This is a genomic window from Limosilactobacillus mucosae DSM 13345, assembly GCF_001436025.1.
GTDB lineage: Bacteria > Bacillota > Bacilli > Lactobacillales > Lactobacillaceae > Limosilactobacillus > Limosilactobacillus mucosae.
Genome location: NZ_AZEQ01000025.1, coordinates 1 through 19,166, shown reverse-complemented (window position 1 = coordinate 19,166; position 19,166 = coordinate 1). Strand labels below are relative to the sequence as shown.

At 50.2% G+C, this 19,166-nt stretch carries 10 protein-coding genes and 1 pseudogene; all 11 read left to right on the top strand.

Annotated elements, in window-relative coordinates; all coding sequences use genetic code 11:
• Nucleotides 1–1,615: 1,615 nt before the first annotated feature.
• Nucleotides 1,616–2,977, top strand: a pseudogene (locus tag FC47_RS10790) (accessory Sec-dependent LPXTG-anchored adhesin); the annotation flags it as partial.
• Nucleotides 2,978–3,215: 238 nt separating this feature from the next.
• Complete coding sequence (locus FC47_RS09195; RefSeq protein WP_056968708.1) at nt 3,216–4,232, top strand: glycosyltransferase; 1,017 nt, start codon at nt 3,216–3,218, stop codon at nt 4,230–4,232.
• 246 nt (nt 4,233–4,478) lie between these two features.
• Complete coding sequence (locus FC47_RS09190; RefSeq protein WP_048344791.1) at nt 4,479–5,702, top strand: hypothetical protein; 1,224 nt, start codon at nt 4,479–4,481, stop codon at nt 5,700–5,702.
• Nucleotides 5,665–7,212 carry an accessory Sec system protein Asp1 gene (gene asp1 / locus FC47_RS09185; RefSeq protein ID WP_056968707.1) on the top strand — a complete coding sequence of 516 codons (1,548 nt, stop codon included), beginning with the start codon at nt 5,665–5,667 and terminating at the stop codon, nt 7,210–7,212. The genes FC47_RS09190 and asp1 overlap by 38 nt, the downstream gene beginning before the upstream one ends.
• A gap of 16 nt (nt 7,213–7,228) precedes the next feature.
• Nucleotides 7,229–8,728: an accessory Sec system protein Asp2 gene (gene asp2, locus FC47_RS09180; protein WP_056968706.1), complete on the top strand. Its 1,500-nt coding sequence runs from the start codon at nt 7,229–7,231 to the stop codon at nt 8,726–8,728.
• Between the two features lie 4 nt (nt 8,729–8,732).
• Nucleotides 8,733–9,623, top strand: a complete 891-nt coding sequence (asp3, locus tag FC47_RS09175; protein ID WP_056968705.1) for an accessory Sec system protein Asp3 — start codon at nt 8,733–8,735, stop codon at nt 9,621–9,623.
• A gap of 68 nt (nt 9,624–9,691) precedes the next feature.
• The gene (gene secA2, locus FC47_RS09170) at nt 9,692–12,079 is read left to right on the top strand and encodes an accessory Sec system translocase SecA2 (RefSeq protein ID WP_056968704.1); all 2,388 of its coding nucleotides are present in this window, start codon (nt 9,692–9,694) and stop codon (nt 12,077–12,079) included.
• A gap of 14 nt (nt 12,080–12,093) precedes the next feature.
• Complete coding sequence (gene gtfA / locus FC47_RS09165; protein WP_056968703.1) at nt 12,094–13,623, top strand: accessory Sec system glycosyltransferase GtfA; 1,530 nt, start codon at nt 12,094–12,096, stop codon at nt 13,621–13,623.
• Nucleotides 13,616–14,959: an accessory Sec system glycosylation chaperone GtfB gene (gene gtfB, locus FC47_RS09160; protein ID WP_056968702.1), complete on the top strand. Its 1,344-nt coding sequence runs from the start codon at nt 13,616–13,618 to the stop codon at nt 14,957–14,959. Before gtfA ends, gtfB begins: the two co-directional genes overlap by 8 nt.
• 1 nt (nt 14,960) lies before the next feature.
• Nucleotides 14,961–15,170, top strand: coding sequence for a hypothetical protein (locus tag FC47_RS09155; protein WP_006499264.1), 210 nt, complete (start codon nt 14,961–14,963; stop codon nt 15,168–15,170).
• Between the two features lie 448 nt (nt 15,171–15,618).
• Nucleotides 15,619–19,166: mucin-binding protein (locus tag FC47_RS09150; protein ID WP_081036771.1), on the top strand; the 3,548-nt coding region annotated here is incomplete at its 3' end.

The following is a 19,166-nucleotide window of genomic DNA, read 5'->3' as shown; positions in this document are numbered from 1 at the left end:
ACAAGTGCATCCTTGAGTGCCAGCGAATCGGCATCAACGAGCACATCACTGAGCGCAAGTAAATCCGCATCAACGAGTGCATCACAAAGTGCAAGTGAATCGGCCTCAACCAGTGCATCACTGAGTGCCAGCGAATCGGCTTCCGCGAGCGCATCACTGAGTACGAGCGAATCAGCATCGACTAGCGCATCCTTGAGTGCCAGTGAATCAGCCTCAAGCAGCGCATCACTGAGTGCGAGCGAGTCAGCATCTACGAGTGCATCTCTGAGCGCGAGCGAATCCGCATCAACCAGTGCATCTCAAAGCGCAAGTGAATCCGCTTCAACTAGTGCTTCCTTGAGTGCCAGTGAATCAGCTTCAACGAGTGCATCGCTGAGTGCGAGCGAGTCTGCATCAACGAGCGCTTCTCAAAGTGCAAGTGAATCGACTTCAACGAGTGCATCTCAAAGCGCAAGTGAATCAGCCTCAAGCAGCGCATCTCTGAGTGCGAGCGAATCGGCCTCAACTAGTGCATCACTGAGTGTAAGCGAATCGACTTCAACCAGCTCATCCTTGAGTGCGAGTGAGTCTGCATCAACAAGTGCTTCTCTGAGTGCAAGTGAATCAGCCTCGACAAGTGCTTCTCTGAGTGCGAGCGAATCGACATCGACGAGTGCATCTCAAAGCGCAAGTGAATCAGCATCAACTAGCGCATCTCAAAGTGTCAGCGAGTCCGCTTCCACGAGTGCATCACTGAGTGTAAGCGAATCTGCATCGACGAGTGCATCCTTGAGTTCAAGTGAATCAGCATCAACGAGTGCATCACTGAGTGCAAGCGAGTCTGCTTCAACTAGTGCTTCTCTGAGTGCAAGTGAATCCGCCTCAAGCAGCGCATCATTGAGCGCAAGCGAATCTGCTTCTACAAGTGCTTCTCTGAGTGCTAGTGAATCCACATCAACTAGTGCCTCTCTGAGTGCGAGCGAATCCACTTCAACGAGTGCTTCTCTGAGTGCGAGCGAATCCGCTTCAACTAGCGCATCACAAAGTGCGAGTGAATCGGCCTCGACTAGTGCATCATTGAGTGCTAGCGAATCTACTTCGACTAGCGCATCGTTGAGTGCGAGCGAATCGGCCTCGACTAGTGCATCACTTAGTGCGAGTGAATCGGCCTCGACTAGTGCATCACTTAGTGCGAGTGAATCGGCCTCGACTAGTGCATCTCTGAGTGCCAGTGAATCAGCCTCGACTAGTGCATCACTGAGTGTGAGCGAATCAGCATCAACGAGTGCATCACTGAGTGCCAATGAGTCTGCTTCAACGAGTGCATCACTTAGTGCGAGTGAATCAGCATCAACCAGTGCTTCTCTGAATGCGAGTGAATCAGCCTCAACTAGTGCATCCTTGAGTGCAAGTGAATCAGCCTCAACTAGTGCATCACTGAGTGCGAGCGAATCAGCATCCACGAGCGCATCCTTGAGTTCAAGTGAATCATCTTCAACCAGTGCTTCACTTAGTGCAAGCGAATCGACTTCCACGAGTGCATCCTTGAGTGCGAGCGAATCCGCTTCAACGAGTGCCTCTCTGAGCGCCAGCGAGTCAGCTTCAACGAGCGCTTCTCTGAGTGCCAGCGAATCTNGCATCCTTGAGTTCAAGTGAATCATCTTCAACCAGTGCTTCACTTAGTGCAAGCGAATCGACTTCCACGAGTGCATCCTTGAGTGCGAGCGAATCCGCTTCAACGAGTGCCTCTCTGAGCGCCAGCGAGTCAGCTTCAACGAGCGCTTCTCTGAGTGCCAGCGAATCTGCATCGACTAGTGTTTCTCAAAGTGCCAGCGAGTCAGCTTCAACGAGTGCTTCTCTGAGTGCGAGTGAATCAGCCTCAAGCAGTGCATCGCTGAGCGCAAGCGAATCGGCATCGACTAGTGTTTCTCAAAGTGCCAGCGAGTCAGCTTCAACGAGTGCTTCTCTGAGTGCCAGTGAATCAGCCTCAAGCAGTGCATCGCTGAGCGCAAGCGAGTCAGCTTCAACAAGTTCATCACTGAGTGCAAGCGAATCGGCCTCGACTAGTGCTTCTCAAAGTGCAAGTGAGTCCGCATCCACTAGTGCGAGCGAATCTGCCTCAAGCAGTGCATCGCTGAGCGCAAGTGAATCAGCATCCACGAGCGCTTCCTTGAGTGTAAGTGAATCAGCTTCGACGAGTGCATCACAGAGTGCGAGCGAATCGGCATCGACTAGTGCATCCCTGAGTGCAAGTGAATCCGTATCAACAAGTGCTTCTCTGAGTGCGAGCGAATCAGCATCGACGAGTGCATCACAGAGTGCAAGCGAATCAGCCTCGACTAGTGCATCCTTGAGTACCAGCGAATCGACTTCAACAAGTGCTTCTCAAAGTGCGAGCGAGTCTGCATCGACTAGTGCATCCCTGAGTGCGAGTGAATCGGCATCAACGAGTGCATCTCTGAGCGCCAGTGAATCAGCCTCAACGAGTGCATCGGCGTCAACTAGTGTCTCAGCTTCCACATCCGCTTCAGCTAGCGCGTCAGCTTCAGCAAGTGCTTCGGTATCGACGAGTGCGAGTGAATCAATCTCTAAGAGCGCATCGCAAAGTATTTCAAAGAGCCAGTCGCGCAGCCTATCGGAATCAATTTCCAACAGCAAGGTGAACAGCATCAGCCAATCCATTTCGGAAAGCATTGCTCACAACACCGACTCCAATTCAGGCGGTTATGCTGAAAACAACAATGGCCGTTCACTGATTGAACCAGTATCGCTGGTAGACGTGCAGTCGTTTGACAGCGTCGCACCATCAGTTGAACAGCCAGCAACGGAAAGTGTTGTATCAAGTCAGCCAACGCCGGCTGCTAAGAAGCAGGCTGAAAAACTGCCACAGCTCAGCGGTTCTGATGATTCTCAAGCAGGTATCCTGGGACTGTCAGCCGTAATGCTGGGTGCATTGGCTGCTGCCTTTGGACGCAAGCGAACTGATGAAGATAAGTAACTGATCGATTGATATTTAAAAAGAAGAACGTTGCATCATGGCAAAAAGCCGCGATTGCAGCGTTTTTCTTTTTAATCACCTAAATCGCCAAAAAGTTTCGAAAGTCACATCAAAATATAAGTTGATGTTGATCTGTGCAACATCTGTAATTAACGGCCATTTCGAAAAAATATTATGTATATTGTTATTAACTGCAATAACGTTTATAAAATGATAAGTGTAAGAGGGAGCGATGGTTATGACGGTCTACATTACAAATATGCATGGCCAAATGAGAAACAGTACGGCCCAGATTGCTCAAAATATGGTTGCTCAATTTGCTGATGAGATTGGCATTAAAGAGTTGGGCTACTACTTTTATGATGCCTCGGCCGAACCTGCTGGCGAATTATCAGCACGGTTGGACGGCATTCTGTCATCATTGACGGTTGACGATATCGTGATTCTGCAAGAGCCGACCTGGATGGAGATGCAATGGCAGCAGCGACTGGTTGACAAGATCAATGCCTACCGTCAAGAGTATCGCGTCAAATTGATCATGTTCGTGCATGACGTAGCGCCGTTGATGTTTGACAATCCCGCGCGCGTTCCGGAATGGATTGACTTTTACAATCAGGCTGACGTTTTGATTCTGCCAATGCCGCAGATGAAGCAGGAATTGGACAAATGGGGTCTCAAGGTCAAAAAAATCGTTTATCAGCAAGCCTGGGACGCGTTGACTGCCGATCAACTGACTGGTGAATCGCCATATCGCACGGTGCTTAATTTCGCGGGCAGTCCCAGCAAGTTTACTTTTGTCAATGACTGGCACGAAAAGGTTCCGCTTGAGGTTTTTGCCGATCCAACCACTCCGCTTGACAATCCTCAGGTCAGATTTCAAGGCTATGTACCCAATGAGCATCTGATTGAGTGTCTGCATCAAAACGGGGGCTTTGGTCTGCTTTGGGAAGCTTCGCCCACGGTATATGAATACATGAAACTCAATGTCAATTTTAAATTCGGCTCTTATCTGGCGGCGGGTTTGCCGATCGTTATTCATCGCGGCATCGCGCAGGCGGATCTTGTCGAAAAATATCATCTGGGCAAGGTGGTCGACTCGCTTGCCGAAGCCAGTGAATGGGTGCAGTCGGTCACTGAAGATCAGTACCGGCAATTAGCTGATCATGTTTATCGATTCGGCTGGCTCAATCGGCAGGGAATGTTTACCAAACGGGCGCTGACCGAAGCTGTTTTTCAAGCGCGCCTGGAAGAGTAGGCTTACGTGATTAAAAAGACAATTTAGTATGCCTAGAAGAGTGGTTTGATGTACGCAAAAGAATCGTTTAATGTGCTTAAAAAATAATTAAGTGCACATAGAAGAATGACTTAGCGTGCTCAAAAAATTTAGCGTATTTCAAAGAATCGTTTTTCTAAATAATCAGCTAGCGCGCCTTGAAAAAATAATTTAGCGTGCTACATAGATTGAAGAACGGAAGAATCGTAAACGAGCAAAGGGGTTGCAATGCTTTCTGAAACTAAAGGGATTTTAAAAAAGGCCGGCTTTACGCTGATGGCGATCACGATTTATCTGTTGGGCAGTCAGGTTGCGGTACCGGCAGTCAAGCTCACCCGCCACTACCAGCAGCTGATGCATGAATCCTCAGTCAGTGCCCTGGCTGCCATGTCGGGGGCTAATCTGCCGAAACTGTCGCTTTTCAGTATTGGCTTTACGCCGTTTATGGTAGCGATGATGGCGGTTCAGCTGGCGTTATTGATGAAGCTGCCATATCTGCGGGAGCTTTCACAGCGGCAGATTCTCTTGCTGCAAAACATGCTGACAATGCTGATTGCCGTTTTTGAAGCACACCTGTTAGTCGGCAGCGCGCGCCTGATTGATGGTCCGCTGGCAAGAATCACGGCAATCACGGCATTGACGGCTGGCGCGATGCTGGTTACCTGGCTGGGCAATCTAAATGGCAGTCGGGGGATCGGCGGAATGGTCGTGCTCATCATCTGCAATATGATGCGGAGCGTGGCCGTACAGGCAGGCAAGCTTTTTCACCAGCTGGCAACCAATTGGCAGGGCTGGTTGCTGATCATCGGAATCGTGCTTTTGAGTCTAGGACTGATCTGGTTTTTAGTGGCTTTTCGTTTGGCTCGCTATGAGGACGCGCAGATCAGATCCTATCTGCCAAGCTACACGCCGCCTTTGATGTATCCAATTGGGCTCAACCTGGGCGTTATGATGACTTTTATGATTGGAACGGCGCTGGCGGTACTGCCGGCTTTGATTGGCACCAGATTGGGTCACCGCACGCTTTTGTTGAATTCACAATTTCAAATCGGCTTTGCGGCTGGCTTGACCTTTTTATTGACCTACTTTTTTGCATGGCTGCAGTTCAATCCCAAGCAGCAGGCCAAACAGATGCTGTACACCAACAGTTATCTTTTAAACGTGCAGCCGGGCAAGCCAACGCAGCGCTATCTGCGGCGCCGTTTGGTTAGTCTGACGTTTTTTGGCGCGCTTTTGGCAATGGGCGTGATCGTCATGAGTCTTTCCGGTTCTTTAATCAAAAATGAATGGGGCAGCATTCTCCAGTTGATGGCACAGCTGATCATGCTGGTAATGTTTATGAACGGTCTGATCGATAAACTGGATGAGCTTAAAATTCCGCGCCGCTATGCCAAGTTGAAAGGAGAGCTGGAAGATGAAGTATTTCGTGCCGACTTGGCAAAACGAGCTTGACGACTGGGCATTTGCCGTTGACCGTCTCAAGTTTGACGATGCCATCAATAATTTAAAGATCTTCATGAGAAATGATGCCCAATGCGGCGTGATCGTCAGTGAATACGTTCCGCAGCTTACGGCACAGCTCAACGAGGCCGGACTGGCACCAGAGAAGCTGCTGACGGTGTTTGATCTGATTCAGGGCGTTACCGATCCGCGTGCTCGGCAGATTTTGGATCTAGCAGACTTTAACTGGCCGCGCGGAACCTGGTTTGAATACGATCCGTTTCGGGTGGTTGCCTACCATGATGATCAAAAGCTTGCGCAGGTGATTTTTAACGCCCGCGGACAGATTCTGCGGATTGAGCGCTTTGAACACGACAAGCATTTCCAGGATCTGGTGATGGATTCGCGGGGCTGGCTATCTTGTCTGCAAAACTACGATAAACAAGAGCAGCTGGTTGAGCGGGTATTTTTAGATCCAGCCGGCAGCTGGCGCGTCAAGGAACGGATCACGGATGGCCGTGTTTTTGTCAATCCGTGGTTTGCCAAAGATTTTAGCGCGGCCGCATACCAGGATCGGCAGGCACTGATTGACGAGTTTTTGCCGCGGCTCATCAAGCAAAATCTTGACGCTCAACAAGACGAGGTCATTTTTACGGCGGCTGATCAGCAGCGGGCCAGGCTGTCATTTTTTAACGGCTTTAAAACCGCGGCCGTCATCAGTCGCTGGCATGCTTTTGAAAAATTTTTGCCACGGCTGAATGATTTTACTGGGCAGCTGGTGACCGACTCGGCTGCCGTTGACGCGCGGGTGCATGAATTGTTGGGGAATGAACGCGAGACCCTGCTTTTGCCGATTTTTTCAGCTCAGTTTCATCTGGGCCACAGTCAAGAGCAGCTGGAGCAGACGATTCTGCTGGTGGTCAACGATCTGACACCGGCTGAACTGCGCGCTGTTTTGTCCCGGCTTTTAGCCCGTATTGATCAGGCACGATTTAATGAAAATCTGAAACTGGTCGGCTATGACGATGATCGGCTGAGTCGTGCAGAGGAGCTGATTAAAGAATTGGCCCAGGATCATTATCCTTTGATCATGATCAACCCAACGCCTGAACAGCTCAAGCCAAACGAGGATCTGCAGGACGCGGACCTTACGCCGGATATGGAAGATCTGCAAACCGCGCAGCCAATTCCGATCTATACCAAGCGGATCGCGCAGCCTAAGGATCTCTTGACCATACTGGATTCGACCCGTGTATTGGTAGATCTCAGTATGGCGCCAGATGATTTTATTCAGATGGCAGCCGTTAGCGTTGGCGTGCCACAGATCAATCGCACGGTAAGCGAGCTGGTCACGCATCAGCAAAATGGACTGCAGACTAAGCAGATCAGTCAGCTGGATCAAGCCCTGGACTATTATCTAGGCTCCATGAAGCACTGGAACGAGGCGTTGGTGAGTTCAGTTGCCATGATCAATCGCTACTCGGATGAAATGATCATGAATGCCTGGCAGAATCTTTGGTAGAAAGGAAGGCTAAGAATTGAAACCGATTAGAGTCTTGCAGCTGGGTGGCGAAGACTGGTCGCAGACGCTGCGGATTCCCGCTGGCGTGCAGTGGTACTTCAACGACCTGGCGCAGTTAAAAGTCAAAAAAATGCGGTTTGAGCTCTTGATTATTGCCGACCAGCTGGAAATGACCCCGGTTGAATGGGAGCAGCTGCATGCCAAGGTTGATCCATATAACGTGGTCTTTTTGCCTGGAGCTGCCGGTGATGAGCTGCAGCAGTATTTTTTGGCGCGGACGCAGGCTCGGTTGTTAAAAAGCGATCGTCAAGCCTTTGTGTCGGCAATTCCTCAATACTACTATGTCGGCCAGCAAGGAATGGGAATCGGTCCGGATGCTTTTTCTGTCAGTCCCAGCTATCAGGGAAGTCAGCGCTGGAAAGATTCCGCGGCCTTGGAGCTGACGGTTGACAGTGATGACTGGGAACCGTTAGCCAACTTGCGTACTAATCTGTTTGTCGATCCCAAACGGCAGCTGACGGTCTGGCCCGTTTTTCAGCATGATGCCAACGTAGAGATTCGTTACCGCTTCGTTTTGGTTTATGGCAGTGAGCGCCAGACTTATGAGTTTTCCGAGGCGCAGCTGCAAAAGCCGCAGGTAATCCCGACGCCGATTATCGCCCGCAACCAGTTTTTAAGCGTGATTATTTTTGTTAAAGGACATGGCCAGATAACGCTGGGCAACCTTGAGCTTCGCTGGGCGCGCTATGGACTGGGGACGTTTATCAATGGTGGGCAGGCCTGGCAGGATCTTGAGTCGCGCGATGAGGTGCAGTTCTTCTTTAATCCCGGTGATCTGCGGCCGCCACTGTGCGTTTATTTTGCCGGCTATCACTCCAAGAAAAGCTTTGAAGGCTATTTCATGATGAAAAAGATGAAGGTTCCCTATCTTTTGATTACCGATTCGCGGCTGGAAGGGGGCGCCTTTTACACGGGACCGTTTTTCAACCAAGCCGTGCCGAAGATTATTGATCAGCATCTGCAGCTGTTGGGGTTTGATCATACGCAGCTGGTGATGTCGGGCATTTCAATGGGAACTTATGGCGCTATTAAATTTGGTCTGCGACAAAAGGCTCATGCGGTGATTGCTGCCAAGCCACTGGTACATCTGGGGACGATCGCACAGCGGAGTCGCTTGGCACGGCCGGACGAATTTGGCACCAGCTTTGACCTGGCCAGAGAATTGATTGCCGCGCCAAACGAGCTGGACGAAACCAGTCTGCGGCAGCTGGATCAAAAAATCATTGACGCGCTGATCCATGAAGATGCCAGCGAGACGTCACTCAACCTCGCTTACATGTTTGATGACGACTATGATCCCAACGCGCTGGCCGTCTTGAAAAAGCATCTGCTGGGGCGGGCCCGTCAGATCAACTACTATGGTCTGCCCGGCCGCCACAATGACGACAGCAGCGGGATGATTAAATGGTTTTTACGGCAGTATGAGCGCGTCTTAAAAGAAGATTTTGGAAGGTGAGGATTTGCTGAACTACGTCTACTGGGGCAATCAGCCAAACAACAACTATCGCTATGGCTCGGCAATGACCGTGCGCGCCGATCAGTCGGTTCATTTCGTTAATCGGCTGATGGCACCGGGCAAAACGCTGGTCAAATGGCATTCAGCGGGTAACTATCAGGCTCAGCGCATCGTCTCGCAGCTGCCGGAACTGCTCAGTAATCATACCTATCAGATCAAGGCCGTGATGAAAGTTGGACCCGCAGCGCGCGTAATGCTCAAGGCGTCTTTTTATGATGCGCAGGGGGACGTGATCAAGGAGTTTCAGGCACACGGCACTCAGCTGACGGTTATTTGTCCTTTAGAAGTGGTCAGCTATACCGTTGAATTGATCAATCTGGGCTGTTGGGAGCTGGATTTTAAACGACTGGAGATTGCTGACCAGGGAATTGACCAGCAAATAACCGTTCCTACGTTAATCAATCCGATTGCAGGGCAGCCAGTCAGCGTCCTATTTCTGGAAACGCGCCGAACCAGCAGCGGGATTGATTGTAATGCTCTGAGTCAACAGCACATCGTTTCCAACCTGCTGCCGGTGGTGATTCCGTGGCAGGACCGAAACGACGCGTTGGATTTGGCAAAAGCACGGATTAATCAGGCAATCCCCGATCATGACCGGGTGAATCTGATTGGCACTTCGCCCGCGACCAATGCCTTGGTGCACCAGCTGATTGATTGGCAGCCGACCTGGCATGGCTTTACGCTGGCCCCAGATGAGCTACCGATTAATCCACGGATCGAGCGCTATCAGATCAGCTACCGCGGCGATGCTTTTTGGCAAAGCGCGGTTCGCTTACCGATCATGATGATTCTGCAGGAGCTGCGCGATCGGCTGGGAGTCGCGCAGCCAAAATAGAGCAAGGCCGTTTTTGCTTATTTTATGATGATCAGCAATGAGGATCCGCGGCCAGAAAGGAATTTTGAATGAGCTTTTCATGGGAATATCAAAAAGCACGGCGGATCTTGCGGCAAGTCAACGCGCTGGCACCCAAGATGCGGTCGTTGGATGACCAGTCGCTGCAGGAACAAACGCCCAAACTGCGTGTTCAGCTGGCTGAAGGGGCGTCTTTAATGGAAATCCTGCCAGAAGCCTATGCCACCGTACGCGAGGCTGCACGCCGGGTATTAGGAATGTATCCGTTTGACGTACAGGTATTGGGAGCCATTGTCATGCAGCAGGGACAGATTGCCGAGATGAAAACCGGTGAAGGCAAGACGCTGACGGCCACGCTGCCGCTTTATCTCAACGGTCTGACGCAAAAAGGCGCGATTCTGGTTACGCCCAGCATGTACCTGGCCAAGCGTGATCAAGAAGAGATGGCGCCGCTGTATGAATGGCTGGGGTTGACCTGCAGCCTGGGCTTTGATCCGGATGCCGCTGATGAAGACGATGAAGCTAAAAAGGTTAAGCCTGAGGTAAAACGGGGCTGGTATAATGCCGACGTGATGTACACGACGGGGACCACGCTGGCGTTTGACTATCTTTTCAATAATCTGGCTGCCAATCCGCGTGATCAGTATCTGCGGCCCTATCATTTCGCGATTATCGATGAGGCTGACGCAGTGCTTTTGGATGGCGCCAATTCGCCAATGGTGGTTTCCAGCAAGCCATCGCTGCAGTCAAATCTTTATCAGCAGGCCGATCTGTTTGTCCGGACGCTGCGCTATCGTCAGGAGTATCGGCTGAATCTCAAGGATCAAGCAGTCTGGCTGACCAAGGCGGGGATTGAGTATGCCCAAAGCTATTTCCGGATTGATGATCTGTTCAGTCCAAAGCGCCGCGAACTGTATCGGCACATTAATCTGGCGCTGCAGGCACATTTTCTGCAGCAGCGCGGTCATGAATATGAAGTCCAGGATGGCAAGGTGATACTGCTGGATGAAGCCAATGGCCGCCTGTTAAAAGGGATGAAGATCAACACTGGAATTCAGCAGGCAGTTGAGCAGAAAGAAGGCGTTGAACTGACCGATAATCAACAGGCCGTTGCCTCAACGACTTATCAGAGCTTATTCGGCCTGTTTGAAAACGTCGCGGGGATGACAGGGACGGCGCGCTCATCAGCCAGCGAGTTTATCAACCTGTACAAGATGAAAGTCGTTGCGATTCCGACTCATCGCCCGGTTGTGCGCCAGGATTTCTCGCCCCGACTGTATCTGACGACCGGCGAAAAGCTGCGGGCGGCGATTGACTTGACGATGAGACTGCATCAAGAGGGACGGCCGATTCTTTTGATTGCCGGGTCAATCGAAAATTCCGCGATCATTTCTGAACTGTTGCTGAACCGGGGGATTGCCCATAATGTCTTGACGGCCCGCAATGAATCCAGAGAAGCCATGATCGTCAAAGCAGCCGGTCAAAAAGGAGCCGTAACGGTCGCGACCAATCTGGCTGGCCGGGGTACTGACATCAAGCTTGGCGAGGGCGTCAAGGAGCTTGGCGGTCTTGCCGTGATTGGCACTGAGCTGCTGCTGCCGCGGGTTGCCGAACAGCTGCGGGGCCGGGCTGGGCGTCAAGGTGATCCGGGTTCCAGCATCTTTTTCTGGTCATTGGAAGACGATCTGGTCGGCAAAAACAGCAGTGTCAGGCTGCAGAACTACTATCGCCGAAAAAAACGCCGCCGCGCCACGCACCCAATTGATGAGCCCCGGCAGTTGCGCAGTCCTTCGCTCTGGGTTTCGATGCACTTTTTAAATGAGCGGCTGCTGGATAAGGAACAGAATCAGCGGGCGCGTACTTATCGCTATGAGCACAGCATGCGCATGCAGCGAGAGGTCTTTTATTTTGAGCGCGAGCAGGTGATGGAGCTCGATGACTATCGCCAGGCCGCGGAACATTGGCTGACACGCGGGTTTGATCAGCTGCTGGCTGAGCGGACGGCTTGGAATGCGGATCTGTTGAAGGATACGATCAATCACTGGATTACCTATGATCTGATTACGGAGCTGCCTGCAATCGACTTTAGCAGTCAGGCAGCGATCAAAGAGTATCTGATGCAGCTGAGTCGCAAAGTATTGGATCAAAAAGAAAAACAGCTTTTGACTCCCGCGCAGTGCGATCAGTTCTATCGGGCCGCGATGCTTAAGAGTCTGGATGACTGCTGGATTGATCAGGTAGCCTTTTTGGAGCGGCTGAAGTCTTATACTGAGCCGTGGTCATTGATGCAGCGAGACGCGGTGTACGTCTACCATAAGCAGGCTTATGAGGCGTTTGAAAAAATGTTTGATCAGGTGCGGCTGGTTGCCGTGCGCCATCTGCTGCTCAGCCTGATCAAGGTTAATCGCAAGCAGGAACTGGTTTTGGAATTTATCTAAACAGAGGTGAGGAAATGACGGTTTATAACGTTAATCTTGGCATTGGCTGGGCCAGCAGTGGGGTTGAGTATGCCCAGGCTTATCGCGCCAAGGTTTTTGAACAGGCAGGCATTGCGGCCCGGTTTATCTTTTCGGATATGATTCTGGCCGATAACATTCAGGCGCTGACGAGCAATCTGGGACTGCGTGATGATCAGGTCATCTGGCTGTACAACTTTTTTACTGATATGCCAATCACGCCATCAACCTATTCGTTGGCTGAGTTTCGCCAGGCCCATGAGCTGCAGGACGTGCCAATGAAGACGCAGACCTTTGTCGGCAATAAGCAGCTGGTTGACTTTGAGATGGCTGAAGAATGGCGGATCAGAGTTCATGTGGTAGACCAAAAACGGCAGCTGATTGACTATGCCGAGTATTTCGCGGGGCCACGCTTAATGCGGCGGGAGTTCTTCAGTGCCAGCTGCTATGCCGTGGAATATCTGGATGACAAAGGTCAGGTCTATCTGCGCGACTTTTTGAATCAAGATGGCCGCGTTGCCTATCATCAGTACCTTAATGGCGAAAATGAGGTCTTTGAGTTTCCCGAGCAGATCTACTACTCCAAAACCGAACTGTACGCTGAGATGATCCGCCGCTTGAACCTGCAGGCTGATGATCTGGTGATTTTGGATCGTGAGGACAGTCCGGATCTAAGCAGCGGCCAGCTTTGGTATCAATTGCATGGACCAGCCAAACTGGGCGTGGTAGTGCATGCTGAACATTATGACGCGCACCATACGGATAAGCAGCGCATCCTCTGGAACAACTTTTATGAGTATCAGTTCGTGCACGCGGCGGACACCGACTTTTTCATCGTGGCAACCGCGGCCCAGCAAGCGATGCTGACCAAACAGCTGAAAAAGTATCAGCATGATGAGGCCAAGGTGGTCGTGATTCCCGTTGGCAGTCTGACCACTCTCAAGCAGCGGCAGTATCAGCAGCGGCGCCGGCATACGCTGATCACGGCTTCCCGGCTGGCGGGCGAAAAGCATATTGACTGGCTGATCAGCGCGGTAATCGCGGCCCGGCAGACGGTTGGCGATCTGGTCTTGGATATCTATGGCTATGGCGAGCAGCATGATCGGCTCCAGCGCCAGATCGACACGGCCCAGGCAAACGGCTATATTCATCTGATGGGACAGCACCGGCTGGATGACGTCTACCAAAACTACGCCGGCTACATCGCGGCCTCAACCAGTGAAGGCTTTGGGCTGAGTCTGTTAGAGGCGGTCGGCGGGGGCCTGCCAATGATCGGCTTTGACGTCCCGTATGGCAATCAGACATTTATTGATCCGGATCAAAACGGCTTTTTGCTGCCTTATGACGAACAGCAGGATGAATCTGAAAAAGTCGCGGCTTTGACGGGAGCCATCGAGCAGCTCTTTGCCGACGAAAACCGAGGCGCGAAGTTCAGTCAGCATTCTTATGAGATTGCCGAGCACTATTTGGATGATCAGATTCTTGCAAAATGGCGACAGCTGGTAAAGGAGGAAACAGATGCTTAATCTATTTGACGACTGGCAGCGCGACAGCATTGACCTGGTCCGTTCGCAAAAGATTGCTGGAATCAAGGTGCCAACAGTGGTGATCAATGATGACGGTTTTCTGCCGGCAGAAGTCGATTCGCCAATCAAGCAGTATCGTAAGCAGACTGGCGAGCCGCTTTATTTTGATCAGGTTCAAGTGCCTCGATTCTGGCAGATCAAAGGGGATGCCAGTGGGGCCCAGGTTTATGATCTGAATACCAAGCGTGCTGAGATCCGCTTCTTTAAAAATGACAATACGCGTTTCGTCAAGCAGGTTGAATGGCTGAACGCGGCTGGCGAGCTGCAATGGATCGATCAATATGATCAGCATGGGCAGCGTTTTGCCAAGACGTTTTATGCCAATGGTCAGGCAAAACTCAAGCAGTATTATGACGCGGCGCAAAACGTGGTGATCGACCATCATTTAACGACTGACGACATCTTTTTGTATACCGGCGGGCGGCAGCGTCATTTCGCAAACTGGCTGGAACTGACCGCCGATTTTTTGCAAAGCAGCGACTATCAGCTTGATCACGTTATCTACAACACGCTGAACCTGGCTTTCTTTACGACCTTGAAGCTGCCAAGTGAAAATGCCAGCGACGTTCTGGTCTGGCAGGAAGGGCTGGGTGACGAGCTGCCTGGCAACATGCGCTTTATCTTTGAAAATCAAACGCGCACCAAGCAGATCTGGATGCAGAATCATCAGGCCTGGGTGCAGTATCAAGAAAAATTTGCCAAGCCGGTGGATGCCGATTCGCAGTCAATGGACGTTAAGGTGCAGCAGCTGGGCACGATCTATCCGCATCCGCGCGGCAATCAGATGCGGCCAGCCATTTTAATCATGACCAACTCTGATCAGATCGAGATGCTTTCTGTACTGGCGGCCCGGCTTAAGAATTTTGATTTTCATGTCGCGGCGTTGACCGAGATGTCGGAAAAACTGCTGCAGATCGGTGAGCAAGCCAACGTGCACCTGTATCCAGCAGTCAGTTTTGCAAAGGCTAAACAGCTGATGGCTGATTGTGATATTTATCTGGATATCAATCGCGGTGATCAGATTATGGATGCAGTGCGGGCAGCCTTTGAGAACAATCAGCTGATTCTAGGCTTTAATGACACGCTGCATCTGCCAGAACTGGTCGCGCCTGATAATCGCTATGATGAGACGCAGCTTGACGCGATGATTGAAAAGATCTTATTGGCAATGGTCAAACCGGCCGTCATGGAACAGCTGATCGATTCGCAGCGTGAGTTTGCCGGGGATGCCAAAGTTGAGACATATCAAAAGCGTTTTAATGAATTGAGGTCTTAAAATGGCAACGCGCAAGATTGATTCATTAACCAATCCCAATCAGCATGATGATCTGGTCGAGCGGCATGCCAACGCGCGTTTGGCTCAGGTTGAACGCGAAAAGGCTCGCACCTACCAAAAGAATCCGCGAGAATCGTGGTTTGGCCAGCTGATCATGGGTGTGATTCTCTTGATTACGCTGGGCCTGATGCTGTTGGGATTATTTCTATAAATGATAAAAGCCGTTACCGTGGGCATTCACGGAACGGCTTTTCTGATTCAACAGCCACTGTAGCAAGCAGTTGGATGTTATCAATATATAAACGGAATCGGCGCTAGTCAGCTATTTATTTCCCTGTTTGGTTACTTTATGTAAACTGATAGTTTCTTAAATCAACTCATAAAACCATCAATTACCATTCATTGTATAACAAGGTGAAAGAGCTTATAAGAAGGCGGATTGGTCTTTCTTTTTTGTAAGTTCCCATATACAATCATTCGTGTTGAAAAGGAATCTGCTTATCGATTTAAAAGTGAATTTAGGCGACGAAAAAAGTTTGCCGATTTGAAAATAGATTATAAAGTGATTAACAAAAATTCACCAGATTAGCAGCTGCCAAGAAAACCTTGATATTAGCTTTATTCGATATTGAGATTTTAGATTTAGGAGGTCTACATATATGTATTCCAAGAATAATAAATATATGCAGGAACAAAAGAGTGCCAATCGCGCTCAACGGTTCTCACTGCGTAAATTAAGCATCGGAACGGTATCCGTGCTTTTGGGGACATTGATGTTCTTCGGCAATGGCCAAGTATCTGCCGACACGACGACTGATACGGATACTAGTGCTGACACGGCTAGCGTAAACAGCGCTGCCAATGATACCAGTGCCAGTGCGGTTACGCTGAGCAGCACGGGTTCTTCAGCTGCCAGCGATGCCAACAGCAGTGCGGCGGCTAGTTCAGCAGCAGCCAGCGCGCAAACGGTAACGGCTGCCTCAGCTTCAGCAGACAGCCAATCCGCAGCCGCAACGTCAACTGCAGACAGCTCACAGGCTGCATCTACTGCTTCCAGTGCTTCAGCGGCAACTACTGCCGCTAGTGATGACGCACTATCAAGCAAGGGTGAAATTGTAGCGACTGACAAAATCAGCAACAGTGATGTAACTCCTGGGATGAGTGATCCAAATGGGGCAAGTGTCGTTGCAGATGAAAGCAAGATCCCAAGTGGCTACAAGGCTGATCCAACTGATGGTCGCTACACGTTTGGGATTGTCAGCTTAGGACCGACTGCGGCAACGGATGGCACTACTACTTATAATGGTGAAAATAATACCAACTACTACTTCCGTTTCTCAACTGGCAAGGCCGCTACGAATGGGCAATATGATGATACGGTTTATGCCCAATTGGTTGATGGTGATACCGGTCAAGTAATTTGGCAAGGAACACTGACGGTAAATGGAGCTGCCGTTCAAGTTGATAAATTAAAAAACGTGATTAGTGATGGTTCTACTCACTATTACCAATTGACTTATACCGCTACTACAAATAATGGTGTTACTACTAAGCAAATTAATGTTAATTCTGATGTAGGTACCCAGCTTTCTAAAGTTATCTATGATGCTGGCAACAGTACCAATACTTCGGCCGGAACCGTTGTCCACGTAGTGTACCCAGACGAAAGCACGATTCGGACGGAATATATTGCTAAGGATGCGGCTGGCAACGAAACCATTCTGGCTGACTATGAACAGACTGGGCGGCAAGGTTATACCTATACTGCTTCTGGTGCTCGGATCTTTAAGGGCTTTGATCTTGTCAGCTCACCTTCTGACACCACCGGAACGCTTTCAGCCTCATATAAAATAGGCGATATTATTGTCTCGACGCAGAAGCAATTGTCAGATCAATTACAGATTGCACGAATCAATGTGATTACCGAAACTAATGGGACTGCTCGGGTTGTCCTTAAGGTAGCTGCTGTGGGGGCAAGCATTGACGACATTGATAATGAAAATATCTGGAAGACGATTTTAACTACTGATCCGGTGGCACCCGGCGAGTTTGCTGACAATGGTAATTATGATGCTGGTACTCATAAGAATGGTGCTTTCTTGCTCTACACTTTGCCGCAAGATGGAAAGCTGCCAATTGGGGTTAAATATTTGACGGATGCTGGCTTTACTGAAGATCAGCTGACCGGATATGAAAAATACCTTACTATCTATGGTTTGAACAATCGTCTGGCAGTTGGTCAAGAACCGGTAAAGTATTACTATGCTCCGCAAGGTCAGGTTCGCATCAACTACGTAACTAGCGATGGTACGGTAATCCAAACGCCAACAACGGCTTACGAAAACTCTGGCAACAACACCTCATATGATGTTACAGGCTCAACCTACCGCCCAGAAACGATTACCGTCAATGGTAAAACTTACCGTTACGTTAAGAGCGACAAGTCAATGGGAACCGCTGGTACGACGACCGTTAACGGCTTTACGTACAACACGACGCCATCTGATGCTACGGGGACGATCAGCTCCAACAACGTTAATGATGTTTACTATGTTTACGAACAGGTAACTTACCACACGGAAGCCGAAACCAAGGACGTTACGCGGACGATCGAATACTACGACAGTGTAACGGGTGAACCAATTCCATCTAATCTGGAAAGCACGGTTACGCAAACGGCAACCCTGACGCGTAACAAGATCTATGATGATCAGAATAACTTTATCGGTTATGGTACTGTTTCAGCTGACGGTTCCAGCTACACGATTGATGACAGTTGGAAAGTTGATGCTCAGACCTGGACGCAGCAGGATTCTGCCGACCTTTCCGACTACGGCTACACGGCTCCTGACCGCGCTTCAGTGGCCGCAGTTACGGTTGACGGCAATACCACTAACGTGACGGAAAAGGTTTACTATGGTCACCAGACGATGCCTGTTACGCCAACTGATCCTAAGACTCCTGGCGAACCAATCAATCCTAAGGGTGACGTTACCTACCCAGATGGTGTTGCTAAGGATGACTTGACTGCTACGGTAAAGCGGACGATTAACTACGTTGATGAAAACGGCAATAAGGTTAATGGTGCTCCGGACGGTACGAGCTCATACGTTCAAACTGCTGAATTTACCCGGACTGCTATCGTTGACAAGGTAACCGGCAAGATCCTGGGCTACGACACCAACAATGATGGCAAGGTTGACACCGAAAGTGCAGATCGTGCCTGGACGCCAATTGAAAAGACCTTGGATGCCGTTAAATCAGCAGATCCAAGCTCAGTAGGCTATGATAACGTCGATATTGCTAATGTTTCATCACTGGTCGTTACGCCAGATCAAGGCGACACAACGGTTACGGTAACCTACAGCAACAACCAAGTATCGGGTACGATCAAGTACATCGATGATACTACTGGTGTAGAACTTGATAGTGATAATTTGCCAAGCGGTAAGATTGGTTCCAAGATCAATTACACGACGGCAGATAAGATCAAAGCTTATGAAGACCAAGGCTACGAATTGGTTTCCAATGACTTTGCCGATGGTACGCAAACTTATGCTAAGACTGGCAACGACTTTGTGGTTCACTTGAAGCACAAGACGCAAACGATCACGCCTAACGATCCAACGCCGGTAACGCCTGGCGAACCAATCAATCCTAACGATCCAAACAGTCCAGTTTACCCAACCGAGACTAATCGCGACAACCTGGTCAAGGATGCCACCCAAACGATCCATTACGTTGGGGCCGGCGACAAGACGCCAGGTGACAACGTTGTCACGCAAAAAGACGCCTTCACGCGGACGGTGACGATTGACAAGGTAACTGGTAAGGTGCTTTCAACAAGTGACTGGGAAGGCACCAAGACGTTTAACACGGTTGACACGCCAGTCGTTCAAGGCTACCATGCAGATAAGAAGACTGCCGGTGGTCTGACGGCAACGCCTGATAATCCGGACGTTGAAGAAACGGTAACCTACGCACCAAACGGTAAGATCGTTCCGGTTGATCCAAACGGTACGCCAATCCCAGGTGCCGACACGCCAACGTACCCAACGGACCCTAACGATCCAACGAAGGTCGTGCCAAACGAACCGATTCCAGACGTGCCAGGCTACACGCCGGTTGATCCAAGCCCAGTTACGCCAGCTGATCCTGGCAAGGACACGCCAGTACCATACGTTCAAGTAGTTACTGGTACGATCAA